Source organism: Polaromonas sp. P1_F2, from assembly GCF_056405735.1.
Window position 1 is genome coordinate 166,677 of the sequence record NZ_JBFUBN010000012.1, and the last position, 20,415, is coordinate 187,091.

The 20,415-nt window shown below is 65.9% G+C and carries 19 protein-coding genes; 13 read left to right on the forward strand and 6 right to left on the reverse strand.

Going from position 1 to position 20,415, the window contains the following annotated elements; all coding sequences use genetic code 11:
- Nucleotides 1-3: 3 nt before the first annotated feature.
- Nucleotides 4-1,122, forward strand: coding sequence for an MFS transporter (locus tag AC1D0O_RS21055; protein ID WP_477655439.1), 1,119 nt, complete (start codon nucleotides 4-6; stop codon nucleotides 1,120-1,122).
- 12 nt (nucleotides 1,123-1,134) lie between these two features.
- Here AC1D0O_RS21055 and AC1D0O_RS21060 read toward each other — a convergent pair whose 3' ends face one another.
- The 5 genes from AC1D0O_RS21060 to AC1D0O_RS21080 form a co-directional block, all read right to left on the reverse strand.
- On the reverse strand, nucleotides 1,135-1,635 hold the full coding sequence (locus AC1D0O_RS21060) for an Lrp/AsnC family transcriptional regulator (RefSeq protein WP_477655440.1): 501 nt from the start codon (nucleotides 1,633-1,635) through the stop codon (nucleotides 1,135-1,137).
- Nucleotides 1,636-1,667: 32 nt separating this feature from the next.
- A complete protein-coding gene (locus AC1D0O_RS21065; protein ID WP_477655441.1) occupies nucleotides 1,668-3,011 on the reverse strand; it encodes an aspartate aminotransferase family protein in 1,344 nt (447 codons plus the stop codon).
- The gene (locus AC1D0O_RS21070; protein ID WP_477655442.1) at nucleotides 3,008-4,060 is read right to left on the reverse strand and encodes a phosphotransferase; all 1,053 of its coding nucleotides are present in this window, start codon (nucleotides 4,058-4,060) and stop codon (nucleotides 3,008-3,010) included. The genes AC1D0O_RS21065 and AC1D0O_RS21070 overlap by 4 nt, the downstream gene beginning before the upstream one ends.
- Complete coding sequence (locus AC1D0O_RS21075; protein WP_477655443.1) at nucleotides 4,057-4,722, reverse strand: haloacid dehalogenase type II; 666 nt, start codon at nucleotides 4,720-4,722, stop codon at nucleotides 4,057-4,059. The genes AC1D0O_RS21070 and AC1D0O_RS21075 overlap by 4 nt, the downstream gene beginning before the upstream one ends.
- A gap of 92 nt (nucleotides 4,723-4,814) precedes the next feature.
- Nucleotides 4,815-5,762: a LysR substrate-binding domain-containing protein gene (locus AC1D0O_RS21080; RefSeq protein ID WP_477655444.1), complete on the reverse strand. Its 948-nt coding sequence runs from the start codon at nucleotides 5,760-5,762 to the stop codon at nucleotides 4,815-4,817.
- 75 nt (nucleotides 5,763-5,837) lie between these two features.
- Here AC1D0O_RS21080 and AC1D0O_RS21085 point away from each other — a divergent pair, with 75 nt between their 5' ends.
- From AC1D0O_RS21085 to AC1D0O_RS21100, 4 genes are all read left to right on the forward strand, one after another.
- A complete protein-coding gene (locus AC1D0O_RS21085) occupies nucleotides 5,838-6,908 on the forward strand; it encodes a four-carbon acid sugar kinase family protein (protein ID WP_477655445.1) in 1,071 nt (356 codons plus the stop codon).
- Entirely contained in the window at nucleotides 6,905-7,915 is a 1,011-nt protein-coding gene (pdxA, locus tag AC1D0O_RS21090) for a 4-hydroxythreonine-4-phosphate dehydrogenase PdxA (protein WP_477655446.1), read from the forward strand. The genes AC1D0O_RS21085 and pdxA overlap by 4 nt, the downstream gene beginning before the upstream one ends.
- 24 nt (nucleotides 7,916-7,939) lie before the next feature.
- The gene (locus AC1D0O_RS21095) at nucleotides 7,940-8,920 is read left to right on the forward strand and encodes a cupin domain-containing protein (RefSeq protein WP_477655447.1); all 981 of its coding nucleotides are present in this window, start codon (nucleotides 7,940-7,942) and stop codon (nucleotides 8,918-8,920) included.
- Between the two features lie 111 nt (nucleotides 8,921-9,031).
- Nucleotides 9,032-9,955, forward strand: coding sequence for a LysR substrate-binding domain-containing protein (locus tag AC1D0O_RS21100; protein WP_477655448.1), 924 nt, complete (start codon nucleotides 9,032-9,034; stop codon nucleotides 9,953-9,955).
- On the opposite strand, the gene AC1D0O_RS21105 is transcribed toward AC1D0O_RS21100, so the two are convergent.
- A complete protein-coding gene (locus AC1D0O_RS21105) occupies nucleotides 9,936-10,826 on the reverse strand; it encodes a GNAT family N-acetyltransferase (RefSeq protein ID WP_477655449.1) in 891 nt (296 codons plus the stop codon). The two genes, AC1D0O_RS21100 and AC1D0O_RS21105, sit on opposite strands and share 20 nt — an antisense overlap.
- Before the next feature lie 256 nt (nucleotides 10,827-11,082).
- On the opposite strand from AC1D0O_RS21105, the gene AC1D0O_RS21110 reads away from it, so the two are divergent.
- The 8 genes from AC1D0O_RS21110 to AC1D0O_RS21145 all read left to right on the forward strand — a co-directional run bounded on the left by AC1D0O_RS21110 (nucleotide 11,083) and on the right by AC1D0O_RS21145 (nucleotide 20,414).
- On the forward strand, nucleotides 11,083-12,633 hold the full coding sequence (locus tag AC1D0O_RS21110; protein ID WP_477655450.1) for an aldehyde dehydrogenase family protein: 1,551 nt from the start codon (nucleotides 11,083-11,085) through the stop codon (nucleotides 12,631-12,633).
- Nucleotides 12,630-13,349, forward strand: a complete 720-nt coding sequence (locus tag AC1D0O_RS21115) for a cupin domain-containing protein (RefSeq protein WP_477655451.1) — start codon at nucleotides 12,630-12,632, stop codon at nucleotides 13,347-13,349. Before AC1D0O_RS21110 ends, AC1D0O_RS21115 begins: the two co-directional genes overlap by 4 nt.
- Before the next feature lie 20 nt (nucleotides 13,350-13,369).
- Nucleotides 13,370-14,695: an NAD(P)/FAD-dependent oxidoreductase gene (locus tag AC1D0O_RS21120; protein WP_477655452.1), complete on the forward strand. Its 1,326-nt coding sequence runs from the start codon at nucleotides 13,370-13,372 to the stop codon at nucleotides 14,693-14,695.
- A 65-nt stretch (nucleotides 14,696-14,760) separates the two neighbouring features.
- A complete protein-coding gene (locus tag AC1D0O_RS21125) occupies nucleotides 14,761-16,470 on the forward strand; it encodes a peptide ABC transporter substrate-binding protein (RefSeq protein ID WP_477655453.1) in 1,710 nt (569 codons plus the stop codon).
- Nucleotides 16,471-16,476: 6 nt separating this feature from the next.
- Nucleotides 16,477-17,433 carry an ABC transporter permease gene (locus AC1D0O_RS21130; RefSeq protein WP_477655454.1) on the forward strand — a complete coding sequence of 319 codons (957 nt, stop codon included), beginning with the start codon at nucleotides 16,477-16,479 and terminating at the stop codon, nucleotides 17,431-17,433.
- On the forward strand, nucleotides 17,430-18,317 hold the full coding sequence (locus AC1D0O_RS21135; protein ID WP_477655455.1) for an ABC transporter permease: 888 nt from the start codon (nucleotides 17,430-17,432) through the stop codon (nucleotides 18,315-18,317). The genes AC1D0O_RS21130 and AC1D0O_RS21135 overlap by 4 nt, the downstream gene beginning before the upstream one ends.
- Before the next feature lie 10 nt (nucleotides 18,318-18,327).
- Nucleotides 18,328-19,389, forward strand: a complete 1,062-nt coding sequence (locus AC1D0O_RS21140) for an ABC transporter ATP-binding protein (protein WP_477655456.1) — start codon at nucleotides 18,328-18,330, stop codon at nucleotides 19,387-19,389.
- Nucleotides 19,390-19,451: 62 nt separating this feature from the next.
- The gene (locus tag AC1D0O_RS21145; protein WP_477655457.1) at nucleotides 19,452-20,414 is read left to right on the forward strand and encodes an ABC transporter ATP-binding protein; all 963 of its coding nucleotides are present in this window, start codon (nucleotides 19,452-19,454) and stop codon (nucleotides 20,412-20,414) included.
- The last annotated feature ends 1 nt before the right edge of the window (nucleotide 20,415 follow it).

Sequence of the window (20,415 nt, forward strand, 5' to 3'; positions counted from 1 at the left end):
CTGGTGCTGGCCCAGCTCTTCCTCAATGCCTGCGTGACCGGCACACGTATGGCCGCGCCGCTGCAGGCGCTGCGCCTGGGCCACGGCGAGACGGCGGTGGGGTTCCTGATCGCGCTGTTCGCGCTGGCCCAGGTCTTCCTCGCGCTGCCCGCGGGCCGCTACTGCGAACGCCATGGGCTCAAGAGGCCGATCATGGGATCGGTGTTGGCGGCCGTGGCCGGTTGCGCGATGGCGGCCGCGTGGCCGGTGTTCCCCGTGCTGTGCGCCAGCGCCGTGCTCACGGGCGGCGCGGGGGGTGTCGCCATCATCGCGGTCCAGCGCCACACCGCGCGCATTGCGACCGACCCGGCCGCACTCCGGAAGGCGTTTTCATGGCTGGCAATTGGCCTGGCCTTGTCCAATGTCCTGGGCCCGGTGCTGGCCGGCGTCATGATCGACAGCGCCGGGTTTCGCGCAGCCTTCGTGGCGATTGCCGTGCTGCCGCTGCTGGGCTGGCTGTCGGTTCGCGGCGCGGCGGATCGTGTGTCCATGCCGCCCGACGTGGCCTACCGCAAAGGCGGTGCCTGGGACTTGTGGCGCGACCCGGGGTTGCGCCGGCTCCTCATCGTCACCTGTCTGCTGTCATCGTGCTGGGACGTGCACACCTTCCTGGTGCCGGTGCTCGGCCACGAGCGCGGCTTCTCCGCTTCGGTGATCGGCAGCATCCTGGGCGCCTTCGGCATTGCCGCCGCCGCCGTCCGGCTGCTGACGCCGCTGGTGGCGGCACAGCTGCGCGAATGGGCGATCCTCGTCGGCGCGATGGCCGCCACCGCCCTCCTGTTCGGCCTCTATCCGCTGATGCACGCGCCGCTGGCCATGGGCGTGTGTTCCGTGCTGCTGGGCTTCACCCTGGGTAGCGTACAGCCCATGGTCATGAGCCTGCTGCACCAGCTGGCGCCCCAGCATCGCTACGGCGAAGCGGTGGCCATGCGCGTGATCGTGATCAACGCGTCCAGCGTGAGCATACCCATGCTGTCCGGCGCGGCGGGCTCGCTGATCGGCGCGGCGGGTGTCTTCTGGGCCGCGGGTTTGATGGCGGCTGCGGGCGTGAGGCTGGCGTTCGGGCTCAGGCCGCCGCGTTGAGGATCGCGGCTTTCAGCCCCGGTCCAGCTGCGCCGCGATGAGATGGAGCGGATGGGTGCGTTTGCCCGATGACTGGCGAAGGACAATCCGGCTCGAAAACTTCCCGATGCCTATGTCTTCCTTTAGCAGGCTCTCCATCAGCGCCTGGAAATGGGCGACGTTAGGCGCCACGATTTTCAGCAGGTAGTCGTAACCGCCGCTGACGTTGTACCACTCCACGATTTCGCCGTGCCGGTCCACGGCCTGTTCGAACTTGCGGAAGTCGGGAGGCCGGTGGCTGCTGATCGTCACCTCCGAAAAAACCACCACGCAGTTGCCCAGCTTCTCCAGCGCGATGTCGGCACCATAACCTCGAATCACGCCGATCTCCTGCAGCCGCTTCGTCCGTACCAGGCACGGGCTCTGGCTCAGGCCGACGGCGTCGGCCAGCTCGACGTTCGAGCAGCGCCCCTCGCGCTCGAGGTGCGCGAGGATCTTGAGGTCGAAGCGGTCCAGGGACATGGCGGGTGTCATGGACGGATGGTAGCGCCGGATGTTGATCGAAGCTAGGCCGCCCGCGCTTCGGCCAGGGATTCGTCGAGCGCCCGGATGACGAGGCCGGCCTGGTCCGCCGACAGCACCAGAGGCGGACGGATCTTGAGCACGTTGTGCCCCATCGCGCAGGCGCTGATCAGCACGCCCTTGTCGCGCATCCGGTTGACCACCTGGCTCGTCAGTTCGCGATCCGGTGCCCGCGATGCCCGGTCGGAAACGAGTTCGACCCCGACAAACAGGCCGGCCCCGCGCACGTCGCCGATGGCCTCGTGGCGGGCTGTAAGGGCGGCGATGCCGTCGTGCAGGATTTTTCCCACCCTGGCGGCATGCTGCACCAGCCCATCCCGCTCTATTGTGTCCAGCACCGCCAGCGCCGCCGCGCAGGAAACGGTGTTGCCCGCGAAGGTGTTGAAGTAGCGCGAACTCTTGCCGAATTCGGCCAGGACGTCGGCGGTCGCCAGCAGTCCCGCGATCGGCTGGCCGTTGCCCATCGGTTTGCCCATGGTGACGATGTCGGGCACCACGCCGTGGCGCTGGAAACCCCAAAGGTGTTCGCCGGTCCGGCCGAAGCCGGGTTGCACTTCGTCGGCGATGAAGAGGCCGCCCGCCCGCTTGATCGCGTCGACCGCGCCCTTCAGAAAGCCTTGCGGCCCGGGGAGGATGCCGTCGCTGGTGAACAGCGAATCGACAATCAGTGCGGCCGGCTGGATGCCGTGGCGCCGCAGGTCGGCGATGGCTGCCTCGACGTCGCGGGTGAAGCGTTCGGACAGGTCGGCGCCCCCGGCGTGGTACTGGCGCGGCGCCGGCACCAGGCGCACATGCGCGCCGAGATCGACGCTCAGGCCCAGCGAGGGCGAGAACTTGGCCACCGCATCGGTGATGCCGTGGTAGGCGGTGTCGGTCACGATCATGCCGGTGCCGCCGGTGCGGACCTTGGCGATGCGATAGGCGAGGTCGTTGGCCTCGCTGCCCGTGCAGGTCAGCATCAGGTGGGCCAGGCCGGTCCCCGGCACGCTCGCCAGCAGGCGTTCGGCCAGTTCGAGAATCGTGTCGTGCAGATAGCGCGTGTTGGTCGCCAGCGTCTGCACCTGCCGGCAGATCGCCTCGGTCACCGCCGGATGGCAATGCCCGAGCGAGGTGACGTTGTTGTAGGCGTCGAGGTAGCGGCGTCCCTCGGGGTCGATCAGCCAGGCGCCTTCGCCGCGCACGATGTGCAGCGGCCGTTCATACATCAGGCGGTAGGCCGGGCCGAGCAGGGCATCGCGGCGCGCGATCATTTGCGCGGTGGCCGGGCCCACGTCGGCGCGGCCGGGGATATAGGCATTGACCATGTTGAGGTCGGTGGTGCTTTTCATGGGGTGGCTCCTGTGTGTATGTGTACGTGTACGCCGGCCAGCAGCCGGTCGCGTGCGGTGTCGCGGGAAAGATCGGCCATTTGGGCCAAGCCGTCCCACGCCGCGGGGTTGTGCCGCATGATGTAGGCGCGGTTCTCCGGGTAGCGCGCGGCGCGCCATTCGGAAATCAACGCCGTGATGAGGTGGCGCGTGGCCAGGAGGTCTGCAAGGACCTCCTGTTCGGCGCCGGTCAGCGGCAGCACCGCGTGATAGGCGGCCACGAACTGGGCCGGTCCCTCGAAAGGATCGGCGTTGCCGGCCATGTGGAAGGCGGCGGCCGTCGCCACCTCGCCGACCAGCGGTGCGTGCACCATGTCGCCAAAGTCGATGATGCCCACGATGCGCGCTTCGTCGCCGGGGGCGACCAGCACGTTGTAGAGGTGGTAGTCGTTGTGGATCACCTGGGAGCGCAGCGAGGCCAGGCGCGGCAGCACGTGGGTCGTGAAGCGCGTCATGAAGGCCTGGGCCAGCGCGCGCTGCTTGCCGTCCACGAGGCTGTCGAGCTGTGTGCCCAGCCGGTGCGCCGTGGCGACGTTCCACAGCAGGTCGTGCGCCGCGCCCGGATGCGCGAAACCGTGCAGCGCGCGGTTCAGGCCGGCGAGCCCGGCGCCCATGGCGCGCCGCTGCGCGGCGGTGCGCACGGTCTCGCGGATCTGGATGCCGTCCAGGTAGCTCAGCATGCGCACGCGTGTCTGGACGCCCGCGGCTAGTGCGACCGTATCGTGCGTGTGTCCTGCCAGTGTCCGCATGACGCGCGGCACCGGCTGGTCCGGTGACGTGCGGGCGATGTGGTCCAGCGCCGCGATCTGGAAGTCGACGACCGCGGGGGACTCCGACGGGTTGCTGATCTTCAGGACGTAGCGAGAGCCATCAGCCGCCTCCACCAGGCAGTTCTGGTCACGCTCTCCCGCCAATGGCCGGGTGGAGCCCTCGATGCCGTAGAGGCGGCGGACCAGGGCCTCCACTGCCGCCGGCGCGAGGTCGGGCGCGGTGGTGCTCAGTTCGGTCATAGGCCGAGCAGGCCGGGAAGCTGGCGTACGTCGGTCAAACGGCTGACACCGTAGGCGTCGGACGTCGGCTCATGCCCGCGGTCTATGAAGGCCTTGGCCATAAAGCCCAGGTCGGAGGCTGTCATCAGGTCATAGCGGAAGCTCGACGAGACGTGCATCATCTGGTCAGGCGCGCATCCGAGCTGGTCGAACATGTATTCGAAGGCCTGGAAGCGCGGCTTGTAGGCGCGCGCTTCCTCGGCGGTGTAGACCGCGTGGAACTTCGCCTTCAGGTGGGCGACGCTGGCCGGGATCAAATCGACCATCGAGTTCGAGAGGATCACCAGCGGTACGTGCGGCGCGATCGCCTCCAGGACCTCGACGACGTTCGGGTGCGGTTGCCAGCTGGGAATGGCGTCATACAGCGCCACGGCGTCCGACGGTTGGTGGGCTATGCCGTGCGCCTTGCAGGCACGGCGGATCGAATTCTCCACAACCTCAAAGAAGGGCTTCCACTCACCCAGGACCTCATCGAGGCGATAGGCCCGAAAGCTGTCCAGGAAGGCCGGCATCCGGCCGGCCGGAACGCGGTCTTTGAACAGGCTTTTGGCGGTCGGGCCCATCTCGAAGTTGATGAGCGTGCCGTAGCAGTCGAAGCTGATGAATTTGGGTTTGAATGTCATAGAAGGATCCACGCTGTTGGGGTGGATATGAGTCTATGAATTCCCCGCCTTCCGAAATGCCGCATTCACATGCGGTGCAAGTGGAATCCGCTTCAATCCGGGGGCTTGCCAGAACTTTGCTTGGCCCCGGCTTTTGGGTGCCGTGCCGGCGCTGCGTTTGTTACGGGGCTCAGGCGGCTGAACTGCGCCAGCAGCCACTCGGCGAGTTCAAACTCCACGCCTTGCAGTTCACCAGTCCCCTGCCATATCAAGCCATACTGGCTGCCATCCGGGTCAAAGCCGGCGGGCGCCGCCAGGCTTCCCCGTTCCACGTCGTCAACGGCGAGCACCAGCGGGCTCAGGGCGACACCCAGGCCCGCGGCCGCGGCTTCGACGATCAGGGAGTGATGGTCGTAGTAGCGGATCTCCGTGGGCCGGCGCGCCGACGGATGGGTCTTCAGCCATTGCGCCCATGCATCGGGCCGGGTCTTCGACCCTAGCGCGAGATAGTCGCCGCGTTCGAAGCGCGGCACCCATTCCGGCCTCATCACCGGCCCGACCCTTTCGGCGAAAAGGGTCCGGACGTTCCATGCCTCGGGTACGGCGAAATCCAGCCGTCGAATCGCCAGATCCACCTGGTTCTTGCGAAAGTCCACAAGCCCTCCACCCACGGAGAGGTGCAGGGCAATGCCCGGATGCGCCGTTTGAAAAGCCCCCAAGCGGGGAATGAGCCACCGCGCCGCAACCGAAGGCTCGCACGAGAGCACCAGGGCGGTCTTCCCGGCACGGGTGGCGCGCAGGCTTTGCACGGTGGCGCCCAACTCACCGAAGAACCTGCCGAGGGTGAGGTTGAGTGTCTCCCCGGCCGGTGTGAGCCGCAGGCCTCGGCCGTTCTTTTCAAACAAGCTGACCCCGATGTCATTGGCAAGTTTGGTGATACGGCGGCTGACGGCGCCGTGCGTGAGCGCCAGCGAGTCCGCCGCAAGCCGGACCGAGCCCAGCCGCGCTGTGGCTTCGAATGCCCGCAGGTCGTCGAGCGAGGGGATGTCTGAACGATCCATTGGTGACAATATATCACCGGTATCCCTCAGAAACTATCGCTTTTCATAGCTCGATGAGGTTTTGATAATTGATGCATGCGCACCAGTTACCAGCCCAGCCCGTTCAACCAGCTCAGCATGGCGATCATCGCCGACGACCTGACTAGCGCGGCGGATGGCGCGGCTCCTTTCGTCGCTCGCGGTCTGACGGCGGCTATCGGACGGGGCCAGCTTCCGCGCCAGGCGGCCGGGGTGGTTGCCGTCGACAGCGCTTCGCGGTCCGCCACTTCGTCGCAGGCATTCGATCGCGTCGCCCGATTGACCGGCCAGCTTGCCGGCTGGGACCTGCTCTACAAAACGGTGGACTCCACGCTGCGTGGCCACATCACGGAGGAGCTTGAAGCATGCTTTGCGGCGAGCGGCCGCAAATCCATGGTGTTTGCACCGGCCTTCCCCCAGGCCGGGCGGACGACGGTGGACGGCATCCAGCTCGTTGACGGCATACCGGTCTCGCAGAGTTCGTATGGCCAGGACCCCGTACATCCCGCGCGGCATTCCGCGCTGGCCGACCTGGTCCCGAAGCGCATCACGAATGTCACGCTGCTCGATGCGCTGACGCAGGAAGAACTCGATTTGCAGATCGCTTCCATCGAGGAGCCGGAGTCGGTCCTCTGGGTTGGCTCTCCCGGGATGGCAGTGGCGCTGTCGCGGCGTTTTGCGCCGGCGAAGGCCCCGGCGCCATCGGTCGATGGCATCAGCGGCGATGTGCTGGTCGTCATCGGGAGCGCGAACCTGCGCAGCCACCTGCAGGCCGACCAGCTCCAGCAGGCCGGCGGCGTCATGCTGCTGCGCGGACCCAGGACGCGCGAGCAGGACCCGGCCGCGCTGCTGCGCCGTATTGCGCAAGACGCGGCCGGGCAGCTTCAAGACCCACGCTTCGGCGCGCTGGTCGCCACCGGTGGCGACACGATGGAAGCCATCCTGGATCTTCTCAATGTCCGTGAGTTCGAGATCCTGCAAGAACTTGATCCCGGATTCCCGCTGGGCCGCGCCAGGCTTGGCGATGGGCGCTCGCTCCTGCTCGCCATGAAGGCCGGTGGCTTTGGCGGCGATGACGCGCTGGAGCGTGCTGTCGCGCGGCTACGTGGAGCAACCCAACCTTTATGAACGGATTCACTGTGAAGAATATTTCCCCCCCGCTTGCCCTGACCATGGGCGATGCATCCGGCATCGGGCCGGAGATCGTGGCGAAGGTACTGGCGAAGGGCGGCGAACGCGTCGTCGTGTTCGGCAGCCATGTCGTCATGCAGGACGCCGTGCGCAGGCTCGGACTGGACATCGAGGTACGGCGCATCCAGGCGCCCGATGCGGCCCGGTTCCAGCCGCGGGTCATTGAAGTCGTCGAGGCCACCCGCATCACCGAGCCGCCGCCCGTCGGGCAGATCAGCGCGGTCTCCGGGCAGGCCGCCTTCGACGCCATCGTTGCAGCCATCGCGGCGGCCAAATCCGCAGAAGTGAGCGGCGTCGTCACGGCGCCGATCAACAAAGAGGCGATGGCCAGCGCTGGAATCCGCTACCCCGGCCATACGGAGATCCTGGCCGACTACGGCGGCGCCAAGCGCGTGGCGATGATGCTTGCGAACGACGACATCCGCACGGTGCTTGTCACGATCCACACGTCGCTGCGCAAAGCGATAGAACAAGGCGATTTCGATGCCCAGATGTCCGCCATCCGGCTTGCCCACGAGGGGGGGAAGGCTCTCGGCTTCGCGGCCCCGCGTGTCGCCGTGGCGGGCCTTAACCCGCACGCAGGGGAAGGGGGACTCTTCGGAGATGAAGAGATCAGGATCATCCGGCCCGCAATCGACGCGGCCCGAGCCGAGGGCATCGATGCCACGGGCCCCTATCCCGGCGATACGGTTTTCATGCAGGCGCGCCAGGGCCGATTCGACGTTGTCGTGGCCCAGTACCACGACCAGGGGCTGATCCCCGTGAAGTACCTCGGGCTGGAAAAAGGCGTGAACATCACGCTGGGCCTGCCCTTCGTGCGCACCAGCCCGGATCACGGCACGGCATTCGACATCGCGGGCAAGGGTGTCGCGGACCATGCAAGCCTGGAAACGGCGCTTGCCTATGCAAAGCGCCTCGTCGCCGCGCAAACCAAGACAAACTAATTCAAAGTCAAAGGAAGCACCATCATGGGCCTACGTTTCATCTTCATGCTTACGCGCAACGACCGCACGGTTCCGGATGCGTCGCAGCAACTTCAGACTGCGCTCAGCCTCGGCGTGCGGCACATGGGGTTCAAAGACATCGGCTTGCCGATCGAGCAGCTGAAGGGCCTCAATGCGGCCATCAAGGCGGGCGGGGCGACCTCCTATCTGGAAGTTGTGTCGCTGGACCGCGAAAGCGAAATTGTGTCGGCAAAGGCAGCCGCCGAAATTGGCGTTGACGTTCTTCTGGGGGGCACACGCGTTGACGACGTGCTGCCGATCCTCAAGGGTACCGGCATCCAGTACTTCCCGTTCGCCGGCCGGATCACCGGCCACCCGAGCGTGCTGGAAGGCAGCGTCGAGGAAATTGTTGAAAGTGCCAGGGCGATCACAGCCAAAGACGGCGTGCATGGCCTGGACCTGCTGGCCTACCGCTCGGCGGAAAACGTGCCCGACTTGATGAAGGCCGTTTGCGCGGCGGTCTCCAAACCTGTCTTCATGGCGGGTTCGATCGATACCCCTGAACGAATTGCCGTCGTCCAGAATGCCGGCGCAGCGGGTTTTACGATCGGTACCGCGGCTTTGGACGGCAAATACCCGGCCGGCGGGAAGGACGTGCCAAGCCAGCTCAGCGCCATCATTCGCGACGTCGCTGCCCTGAACAAACACCTTTCGCCGATTCGCAAGAAGAACCTGTCAACTGCGCCTGCCGGCAAGATCGAGGGCCAGGTCAACAAGCTGCAATTCAGGGTTGCGAAGTTCGAGGGAAGCTCTGCCTGGTCATTCCGGCAGCACGGCGATGAACTGTTCTTTGTCCATCGGGGACGCCTGCTCATGAGGTTCCGCGACCGTGAAGAGATCGTCGAGCCGGGAGAGTTCATCGTCGTACCGCATGGCGTCGAGCACTGTGCGGTGGCTTTGGACGGGGAGGCGTCTGAAGTGTTGCTGGCAACTACGACTGCTTAGTTTCCGTCAGGCGTGGTCGCTCGCCTCGCGGCCTTGGCAAGCACCTGCGGTACCGGACCGCGGATTTATGCAGTTAAATACATGTTTTGCCGTTCTTAATACAAGGCTGACATGAACTACCGCCAGATCGAGTGCTTCCGCGCCGTCATGCACACAGGCTCGATGACGCTTGCCGCCGCGCAACTGCACACGTCGCAGCCCAACGTCAGCCGGGCCATCGCGCTGCTGCAGCGCGAGACGCAGCTGAAGCTGTTCGAACGTGTCGGGTTGCGCGTGGTCCCCACGCCTGAAGCACAAGCGCTGCTGAAGGAAGTGGACCGCGTTTATGTGGGGCTGCAGTCCATCGGCGCGGCGGCGGACCGCATCCGCACGCTGGGAGTCGAGGGCTTGCGAATCGCCGTCTCACCCAGCATCAGCATCAGCCCGGTGCCGCGCATCCTGCAAGTCTTTCGCGGAATGCGCCCGCGCGTGCCGGTCGTGGTTCACACGGCCGACTCCGCGACGATCTGCAAGTGGGTGTCGTCCGGCTATTACGAGCTCGGCCTGGTCGGCTATGTCGCGCTGCCGCAGGAGGTCGACACCGAACTCGTGTATTCGGAGCGTGCCGTGTGCATCGTGCCGCGGGGGCACCGGCTGGGGCGCAAGCGCAAGGTCGGTCCTTCGGACCTGGCCGGCGAGTCGTTCATATCGTTTGCGTCCCCGGACGTGATGCGTGCGGCCATCGACAAAGTCTTCGATCCCGAGGTGCGCAGGCTGGAGATCGAAACTTCGCTGGCGACGGCCGCCTGCGCGATGGTGACGCTGGGCCTGGGCGTCAGCATCGTGGATCCGGCGATGCTGAGCGAGCTGGCGCTCACGGGCGTGCATGCCCTGGAGTTCGAGCCGGCCATCCACTTCAACTGCCATTTGGTGCGCGCCCCCCAGCAGCCGGCGCAGGCGCTCGTCGCGGACTTCCTCGAGGCCGTGCGCATCGCGGTAGGCGGCGCGGAAAACACCGTTCGCAAGAGCAAGAAGGTCAGCCGATCGCCTGGGTGACCAGGGCCCAGCCGCCCTGGGCAGGACCCCGACCCGGCACGCGGCCGCGGACCATGATGGTCCCGCCGCCGACGCGCGGCAGCCCCAGGCTCTCCAGCCATGCCGACAAACCGCTCATGGCGTATACGTCGACGCGCACAAAACCCTCGATGTGACGGCAGCAATCGGAGATCAACACGCGTGCGGCATCGAAATCCGGCGCCGCCACCGGCCCGACGAGATGCCCGCGGCCGAAGCGGCGAAGTACGGCGAAGCCGGCGGCCTGGCCGCCGCGCTCTAGAACAACCGTCCTTTCCTGGGCGAACAAGCGGCGAAGCAGCTCGCCGCGCGGCATGCCCGCGCCACGGGCGTCCATCGCGATCAGGGATTCGACGTCGGCATCCGTCAGCGGCCGCAGGCGGTCCCCCTCACGTACCGCCAGCGCCGGCAGGGCCGCAAGCACGCCCTGGTGCTGGTCGATTTCGCCTGTAGAGACGAATCCCAGGCGCTCATACAGGCCGCGCCCTGCCACGGTCGCGTGCAGCAGCACGTCTCGTGGGGACAGCTGATCGAGCAAGGTCTCCATCATGCGATTGCCGATGCGCTGGCCCTGCAGCTCGGGCGCGACGATCACCAAGCCGATGGTGGCGTAGCTCCCAAATTGCCAGGACAGTGCGGTGCCCAATACTTTCCCGTCGCGTTCGGCGACCACGCCTTGCCCCAGCGACAACGCAAATTGCCAGTCCTCGATCCGATGCGGCCAATTGAAGGTGCTCGATAAAGCGTGCGCGGCCGGCAAGTCGCCTGGCTCGAACGGTCGCAGGCGGGCGGCATCGGTTGTGGCGGCGGCTTCGGAGTGCTTGACTGTGAGGGTGGTGGGGGCGGATGTCATGCGGTCGAGTATCGGGATGCAGGCCCATGCAGTCCAATAAAAATTCCGAGGCTATTCATTCCAATTTGATATGCCAGCCCCACAGTCTACGGACTCCTATCAGGGGTTACCCGTATCCTTTTGGCCTACCAGATCACTACATATCAATATTGTATGAATATCGCTAAAACTTATATTTGACCGCATGAATTGGCGTTCCGATACTCCGGGACATCAAGTCATTCCGATGACGCCCACCAACCCGAGGCCCCTGACCATGACCACACAATTGCCCTCGCCCCTGGCCCCAGTGCAGGTGGGTTTGGTCGTTGAACGGCTCAAAGCGGCCGGCCGCCTGGACCGCCTGTTTATAGACGGCGAATGGGTCCTGCCCGCGGGGCAAGCCCGGGCCAGCGTCATCAACCCGTCGACCGAAGAGCCCATCGCGCAGATCGCCTTGGGAACCGCCGAGGACGTCGCAACAGCTGTGGCCGCCGCCCGCAGCGCCTTTGCCACCTGGTCTGTCAGTTCCGCCGAAAGCCGGGCCTTGCTGCTCGGCCGCGTCCACGCCCTGATCCTCGAACGAGCCGAACTCTTCGCCCAGGCGATCTCGCTGGAGATGGGCGCCGCCATCGGCTTTGCGCGCAGCACCCAGGTGCCGGTCGCGGCCGAGCACATCCGCGTGGCCCGTGACAACCTGGCCRGCTATCCCTTTCTCTCCCACCGAGGCGACGTGACTATCCAGCGCGARGCCATCGGCGTGTGCGGCCTGATCACMCCCTGGAACTGGCCGCTCTACCAGATCACCGCCAAGGTCGGCCCCGCCCTGGCCGCCGGATGCACCGTCGTCCTCAAACCCAGCGAGCTGTCRCCCCTGAGCGCCCTGCTGTTTGCCGAGGTGGTGCAWGACGCCGGCATCCCGCCGGGCGTGTTCAACCTGGTGAGCGGGAATGGGCCGGAAGTCGGCGCCGCGCTGTCGGCGCATCSGGAYGTGGACATGATCTCGATCACCGGTTCAACCCGGGCCGGCGTGCTGGTGGCCCAGGCGGCGGCCCCGACGGTCAAGCGTGTGGCCCAGGAGCTTGGCGGCAAATCGCCCAATGTGATCCTGCCGGACGCGGACCTGGCGCGCGCCGTGCCGGCCGGCGTGGGGGCAGCATTTCGCAACGTCGGCCAGTCCTGTAGCGCGCCGACCCGCATGATCGTGCCGCGTGAGCGCCTCGAGGAAGTTGAACGGATCGCGCTCGAAGCGGCCTTGGGCTTTGTTGTGGGCGATCCGCGCTCGCCGCAGACCACGCACGGCCCGGTGGCCAACCGCGCGCAGTTCAACCGGGTGCAGGAAATGATTGGCATCGGGATTGCCGAGGGCGCGCGCCTCGTCTGCGGCGGCCCGGGCCGGCCGGAGGGCCTGGAGCGCGGCTTCTATTGCCGCCCGACCATCTTCTCCGGCGTGAACTCCCAAATGCAGATCGCGCAGGAAGAGATCTTCGGGCCGGTGCTGGTGATCATCGCCTACGACAGCGTGGACGAGGCGGTGGAGATCGCCAACGACACGGTCTACGGCCTGGGCGCGCATGTGCAGGGCCAGGACCTGGCCGCGGCGCGGGCGGTGGCGGCGCGCATCCGCTCGGGGCAGGTGCACATCAATTACCCGGCCTGGAGCCCCCATGCCCCCTTTGGCGGCTACAAACGCTCGGGCAACGGCCGCGAATACGGCATCGAAGGCCTTGAGGAATACCTGGAGACCAAGGCGATCCTGGGTTTTCAGGACGCCTCGATGCCCAGTACGACAGTGAAACCATCGCGCAATGCGCAGGAGCAATCATGACAGTGGCCTTAATGCTGCACCGTGCCAACGGCACACCCGTTTCAACTTCTTTTCGCCGGGCGGCGTTCGGCAAGGATGATCCCTTTGCGCGAAATCGCGAAATCGCCTGGGAAGGGCCCGACGCGATGGCCGTGGGCCGAACCAGCTTCATTGGTGAGCTCGACGTCGCAAGTTATCCCCACATCGAAACCATCGTCGTGTCGGAAGGAGAACTGACGCTGACGGTGGCCGGAGCGGCCCCGCTGGTGCTCGGCCCCCAAGCGGGTGCCGTCATCGGATGCGGCACCGCGCTTCGCATCCACGCCGCATCCCGCGTGCAGTTTTCGTTTTGCGCGGCCGCTTGCGGCAAGCCGACAAAGCACAGCCTTGTTCCCTTGCGCGCCGACGCCGACTTCAAGCCGTCCGCAACGCTGCCGCCGGAGGCGCTGCTAGGCCCGGCCCCGGAATGTCGCAGTGACAACGTCTTTACCGAGGAAAGCGTGGAGTACCGCGCGGGTACCTGGGATTCAACCCCCTACCACCGGATCGTCCGCCCGCATCGCCAGAACGAGTTCATGCACCTCGTGGCCGGCAGCGTGCGATTCGCAGCGCCCGATGGCAGCGTGTTGTCGGCAGGCATCGGCGATGCGCTTTTTGTGCCGAAAGGCGTCTCGGTCGGATGGGAAAGCAGTGATCGCGTGGCGAAGTTCTTTGTGGTGCAGGCCGTCCAGGCTTGAACGGGCGAGCGAAATCCATCATGTCCCCTCCCTTAGTCCACCTCAACACCTCCCCCAAGCCGCCGGCCTCCGCTGACGTCGTCGTGATCGGCGGCGGCATCGTTGGTGTCTTTGCCGCCTACTACCTGGCCCAGCGCGGCGTTTCGGTCGCCCTGGTCGAAAAGGGCCGCATCGGCGCCGAGCAGTCCAGCCGCAACTGGGGCTGGTGCCGCCAGCAGAACCGCGACGCGCGTGAACTGCCTATGGCCACCAGGAGCCTCGAACTCTGGGACCAGTTTGCCATCGACAGTGGCGAAGACACGGGTTTTCGTCGCTGCGGGCTGCTGTTTCTCAGCAACGACGAGGCTGAATTGTCGGGCTGGGCCAACTGGCGCGATTTTGCCAAGACCTCCGGCGTCACGAGCCACATGCTCAGCAGCCGCGAGGCTGCCGAGCGGGGGAATGTCACCGGCCGCGCCTGGAAGGGCGGTGTCTTCTCGCCCAACGACGGCACCGCCGATCCCGCCAAGGCCGCGCCGGCCGTGGCGGCTGCGCTCATGAAGCTCGGCGGCAGCGTCCACCAGAGTTGTGCCGCCCGCGGCATCGAGACGGAAGGCGGGCGCGTCAGCGGTGTCATCACGGAAGCCGGCGTCATCAAAACCAGGACGGCCGTGCTCGCCGGCGGCGCCTGGGCATCCGCGTTCTGCCGCCAGCTGGGCATCCGTTTCCCGCAAGCGTCTATCCGCCAATCCATCCTCAGCGTGTCCCCCGTGGAGCATCACTTGCCCGATGCCCTGGTGATGCAGGGAGTGTCGGCCACGCGCCGCGGCGATGGGCGCTACGCACTGGCCATCAGCGGCCGCGCGCGCGTGGACATTACGCCGCAGTTCATGCGCTTCGCTCCGCAATTCGTGCCGATGTTCGCCAAGCGCTGGCGCAGCCTTCTGCCGGGTGGCCTGCAAGGCATCCGGGGTGGCCACGAAACGCTGAGGCGGTGGCGGCTCGATGCGCCGACGCCCATGGAGCGGATGCGCATCCTCGATCCGACGCCCTGCCTGAGCACGATCAAGGAGACCCACCGCCGCGCCGTCGAACTGCTGCCCCAACTTCAGGGCGCAAAGATCACGCACGCGTGGGCCGGCTTCGTCGACAGCACGCCGGACGGTGTTCCCGGCATTGGCGAAGTGCCGGGCATGCCGGGATTCATTCTGGCCGCCGGCTTTTCGGGACACGGCTTTGGCATCGGCCCCGGCGCAGGTCATCTGATTGCGGACCTGGCCACCGGCGCCGAACCGATCGTGGATCCCACACCCTTTCGGCCCGGCCGATTCAGCAGCTCCGCGTGGGGCAAGGTCGCGGAATTCTAGGCCGCCCCTGCCCAATCCATCCATCTATCCAGCCAGCCCCCGCAACCCCTAACCAGGAGACCACCATGAATGATTCCAACCGCGAACTGAAAGGTACCCACATGAAACAGACCCACAACACTGGCGATGCCCTCATGGGCAAACTGACACGGCGCGACGCCGTATTTGCCGGGGCGGCAAGCTTTGCCCTGGCTTCCCTGGGTGTGGCGGAGAGTGCCTACGCCTCCACGCCTGCCACGAAGCCGACGGGCCAGGCCATCCTCGGCTTCGCGCAGGAAGTGACCGTCCTGCATCCGCTGATGGCCGCCAACGAGGTGGACCAGGGCGTCTGGTGGAACCTCTTCAGCCCGCTGTGGATGCTGGACGCGGAGGGCAAGTTCGTTCCGGTGCTGGCGAAGGCGGTGCCCACCATCGAGAACGGCGGCATTTCGGCCGACGGCCTGACTTGGCGCGTCGAGTTGCGCAACGACGTGAAATGGCATGACGGCAAGCCGATGACGGCCGAGGACATCAGGTATTCGATCAACCTGATGAAGAACCCGGGCTTTCGCGCCGCCAGCCGCGGCGGCTTCGAGCTCATCACGTCCGTGGCTGTCGAAAGCAACCAGGTGGTCACCTGGAAACTGAAGGAGCCGCACGCTCCGCTTGCGTCTGTGCTGAGCTGGACTTTCATCGTCCCCGCGCACGTTCTTTCCCAGGATGCGGATCCGAACTCATCGAAATTCGCCGCCGCGCCCGTCGGCACCGGGCCGTTCCGCTTCGTCAGCCGCAAGACCGGCGACCACATGATTTTGGAAGCCAGCCCGAATTACTTCGGCAAGGGACCGTCCCTGAACCGGCTCATCTTCAAGTACGTGCCGGACCTGAACGCGATGTACACCCAGTTCAAGACCGGGGAGATCGACTACATCGGCCTGCAAGGCATCCCCGCCAACTTCTACAAGGAAGCGATTGCCTTGGGTGGCCGCCGCGTTCAAGCCGTGCCTCGCGCCGGGGTAGAAAACCTGACGCTCAACCTTGCGCATCCTGTTCTCGGAGACAAGGCGGTGCGCAAGGCGCTGAACATTGCGATCGACCGGCAGTCGATTTGCGATCTTGTGTATTACGGCGTGCCCAAGCCGGCGAACAACTACATGACCCCGACGCACTGGGCCGCCAACCCCAACCTGCCGAAGCCCGAGTACGACCTGAAAAAGGCCGGCGCGATGCTGGACCAGGCCGGCTGGGTGCGGGGCCCGGATGGCATCCGTGTCAAAAACGGCGTGCGGCTGTCCTTCACCAACTCCACGACCACCGGCAACTCCCTGCGGGCGCAGACGCAGCAGCTCATTGCCGATGATTTCAAGAAGATCGGCGTCGAGATGCTGATCAAGAACCTGGTGGCTGCGGTGCTGTGGGCCGATTTCTGGAGGAACTCCGAGTTCGACAGCCTGATGACCGGGACGACCTACACCATAGCCTCGGACCCGGACGTCACCAACCGCTTCGGCTCCGGCCGCATTCCGAAGCAGAGCGGATCGGGTGCGAACGTGAGCCAGTACAAAAACGGCGGGGTCGATACGCTGCTCGCCAGGGGCCGCCAGGAATACAACATCGTCAAGCGCAAGGAAATCTACGCCAAGGTCCAGGAGCTCATCAATGACGACCTGCCGTTCCTGCCTATCTTCGGCGAGGTGTTTATCGAGGGCACGAAGGCCGGACTGACGGGCTACGTGAACAACGTGAACGCGCGGACGAATACCTGGAACGCGGCCGGCTGGCGCTGGACGGCCTGACGCATCATGGGACGCTATCTCCTGCGCCGCTTGCTGCAGTCGCTGCTGCTGCTCGTGCTGGTCTCGATGATCGCCTTCGCGATCCTGCATCTCGCGCCGGGGGGGCCGCTGGCGCAATTCGTGGCCACCGGCAATCTCGGCCAGGAAGACGTCGATCGCCTGATGGCGCAGTACGGCTTGAACAGGCCGCTGCCGATCCAGTACCTGGACTGGGTGGGAAGCCTGGTGACCGGCGACTGGGGAAGCTCCTATCGCGACCAGTTGCCGGTGCTCAAGAAGATCGGCATGCACATCGGGCCGACGCTCGAACTCATGGTGAGCTCGACCCTGCTCGCGATGTTCATCGGCGGGCTGATCGGCATCCTGGGTGCGGTGCGGCGCTACTCGTTCTTCGACCACCTGGCCACGGTGGGGGCGATGGTCGCCCTGTCGATTCCCACGTTCTGGTTCGGCCTGGCCGTCATCTACGTGTTCTCGGTGAACCTGGGCTGGCTTCCGGCGGGTAACCGCGAGAACATCGGAGACGGCTCCTTTGTCGACCGGCTGCAGCATCTGCTGCTGCCTTGCATCGTGCTGGCGCTGGTATCCACGGCGGTGTGGAGCCGCTACATGCGCTCTTCGATGCTGGACGTGGTGAACCAGGACTACATCCGCACCGCCAAGTCCAAGGGCGTGCCGGCCATGCGGATCCTGCTGCACCATGCGCTGCGCAACGCGCTGCTGCCGATGATCACGATCACCGGCCTGCACGTGTCCACCTTGCTGAGCGGCGCGCTGGTGACGGAAACCGTCTTCACCTGGCCCGGCATGGGCCGGCTGTTCCTCGACAGCGTCAGCAACCGCGACTACCCCGTGGTGATGGGGATGCTGATGTTCACGGCTTGCATGGTTCTGCTGGGCAGCCTGCTCGCGGACCTTCTTTATTCCGTCGCGGATCCGCGCATCAAAGGAGCGTCGAAATGAGCACCGTCCAGACCGCTTCGCTGGTTCCGCCGCGCCGCACCTTCGCCGAGCGCTATCCGGCCTTGAGGCGTTTTTTGCGCCACCGGGCTGCGCTTTTGGGCGTGGGCGTCGTGCTGTTCATGACGATCTTCAGCTTCGTGGGCCCCTGGCTGATGCCATTCAATGCCACCGACACCGACATTCGCGCACGCTTGACGGAGCCGTTCGCCGGCGCGCACGTGCTCGGAACCGATCCGCTGGGCCGTGACGTCCTGGTGCGCCTGATGTATGCCGGCCGCATCTCCCTGTCCATCGGCTTTGCGGCCACCGCCTTGGCGGTGGTGGTCGGCGTCCTGGTCGGTCTCCTGGCGGGTTTCTACCGCGGCGCGATCGGGGCTGCGCTGATGCGCTTCGTGGATGCGATGCTCTGCTTCCCGACCATCTTCCTGCTGCTGGCCATTGCGGCCCTGATCGAGCCTTCGGTCGCGTCCATCGTGTTGCTGATCGCCCTGGCGAGCTGGATGGAGGTGGCGCGCGTGGTGGAAGGGCAGATCCGTTCGCTGCGCGAACGCGATTTCGCGCTCGCCGCTGAATCGCTGGGCGCCAGCGACAGCCGCATCATGTTCCGTGAACTTTTGCCCAACGCTGTCGCGCCCATCGTGGTTGCAGCGACGCTGAACATCGCGCACGCCATCCTGGCCGAGTCCTACATCAGCTTCCTGGGCTTTGGCATCCAGCCGCCGACGCCGAGCTGGGGAAACATGCTGGAGAACGCGCAGAGCTACCTGACCAACGCGCCCTGGCTCGCCATCGTGCCGGGGCTGGCCATCACGCTCACGGTCACGAGCTTCAATTTCATTGGTGACGGCCTGCGCGATGCGCTGGACGCCAAACTGGATCGTTGAGGTGATGGACATGAATCTTTACGAACCCATCCGCACCCCTGCCGCCCAAGCCGGCGCGCAAGCGGAGAACATCCTGGATGTACGCGACCTGAATGTCGCTTTCCGCACGGCAGCCGGAACGGTGCATGCCGTGCGCGACGTCAGCTTCTCGGTGCGCCGCGGCGAGACACTGGCGCTGGTGGGGGAAACCAGTTCCGGCAAGAGCGTGACCTGCCTCGGCCTGCTCGGCCTCACGCCGCCCGCGCCGTACTGCACCATCACGGGTTCCGCACGCCTGATGGCCCGCGATGGCAACTCGTATGAACTGGTCGGAACGCCCGAGCGCGTGATGCGGCGGGTGCGGGGAGGCGTCGCCTCGGTGATCTTCCAGGAACCGATGACCTCGCTGAATCCGGTGCACACCGTCGGCGCGCAGATCTGCGAGAGCTTGCGTATCCACCTCGGGATGAGCGCGCGTGCCGCCACGGACCGCGCCGCCGAACTCCTGAACCAGGTCGGCATCTCGGACCCGAAACGCCGCCTGACCAACTACCCGCACGAACTGTCCGGCGGCATGCGGCAGCGCGTGATGATCGCCATGGCGATTGCGTGTGAACCTTCGCTGCTGATCGCCGACGAGCCGACCACCGCGCTCGACGTCACCATCCAGGCGCAAATCCTCGAATTGTTGGAAAAACTGCAGTCCGAGACCAAGATGGCCATGATCTACATCACGCACAACCTTGGCACCGTCGCCGAAATTGCCGACCGTGTGATGGTGATGTACGCGGGCCGCATCGTCGAGCAGGCCGATGTTGTGGAGCTCTTCACGCAGCCGCGGCATCCCTACAGCCGCGGCTTGGTCCATTCGGTTCCGCGGCTGCATTCGAACCGCGCCCGCAAAACCCCGTTGTTCGCGATTCCGGGCAACGTGCCCGATCCCGCCGCGCACCCGCCCGGCTGCACCTTCGGGCCGCGCTGCGGCCATTTCGAGCCGGGCCGCTGCGATGCCGCGGTGCCGGTCCTGGAGAACGCACAGCCGGGCCATCTGGTGCGATGCGTCCGTTGGCCGGAAATTGAAGGAGCCGTGTGATGCAGCAAAAACCTCTTACTCCCCTTGCTCCCCTTGCTCCCCTTACGTCCCTTACTCCCCCCTTGTTGCAAGTCGAGGGATTGCGCAAGTGGTACCCGCTGGGTGGCGGCTGGCTCGGCAAGGCGGCGCAGAACGTCAAGGCGGTCGACGGCGTCAGTTTCGAGATTCGCCGGGGCGAGGTCCTGAGCCTGGTGGGCGAAAGCGGCTCGGGCAAAAGCACGGTCGGCCGTGCCATCCTGAACCTGGATCCGCCTACCGCTGGGGAGGTGCACTTCGACGGGGAACCCTTGGTGGGCCTCACGCGGCGCCAGATGCGGCCGCTGCGGCGTGCGATGCAGATGGTGTTCCAGGACCCGTACTCGTCGCTGAACCCGAAACACACGGTTGAGGAACTGCTCTCGGCGCCGCTGGAAATCCACATGCCCGAGCTGAGCTTGCAGGAGCGCCGGGACCGCATCGATGCCGTGCTGAAGACGGTCGGGCTGAACCCGGCGCACCGCTCGCGCTATCCGCACGAGTTCTCGGGCGGCCAGCGCCAGCGGGTCGGCATCGCCCGTGCGCTCATGACCGATCCGCAATTGCTGGTGGCCGACGAACCGGTGTCGTCCCTGGACGTGTCCGTGCAGGCCCAGGTGATCAACCTGTTGCTCGAGCTGAAGCAGCGCCTCGGCCTCACGATGCTGTTCATCAGCCACGACCTCGCGGTGGTGGGCCATATTTCGGACCGCATCGCCGTGATGTACCTGGGCCGCCTGGTGGAGATCGCCGACGCCGAATCTTTGCTGAAAAACCCGCGGCACCCCTACACACGCGCCCTGATGGCCGCCGTGCCGAACCTCGATCCGCGGCAGCGGCGCCCGCGCGAACTGCTCAAAGGCGACATTCCCAGCCCCTTGTCTCCCCCCTCGGGCTGCGCGTTCCGTACGCGTTGCCCGCACGCCCAGTCGGCGTGCGCGAACGGGGTTCCCGAACTCAGGTTCGTCGACCGGGATCATGCGACCGCGTGCATCCGGGACGATATCTAAC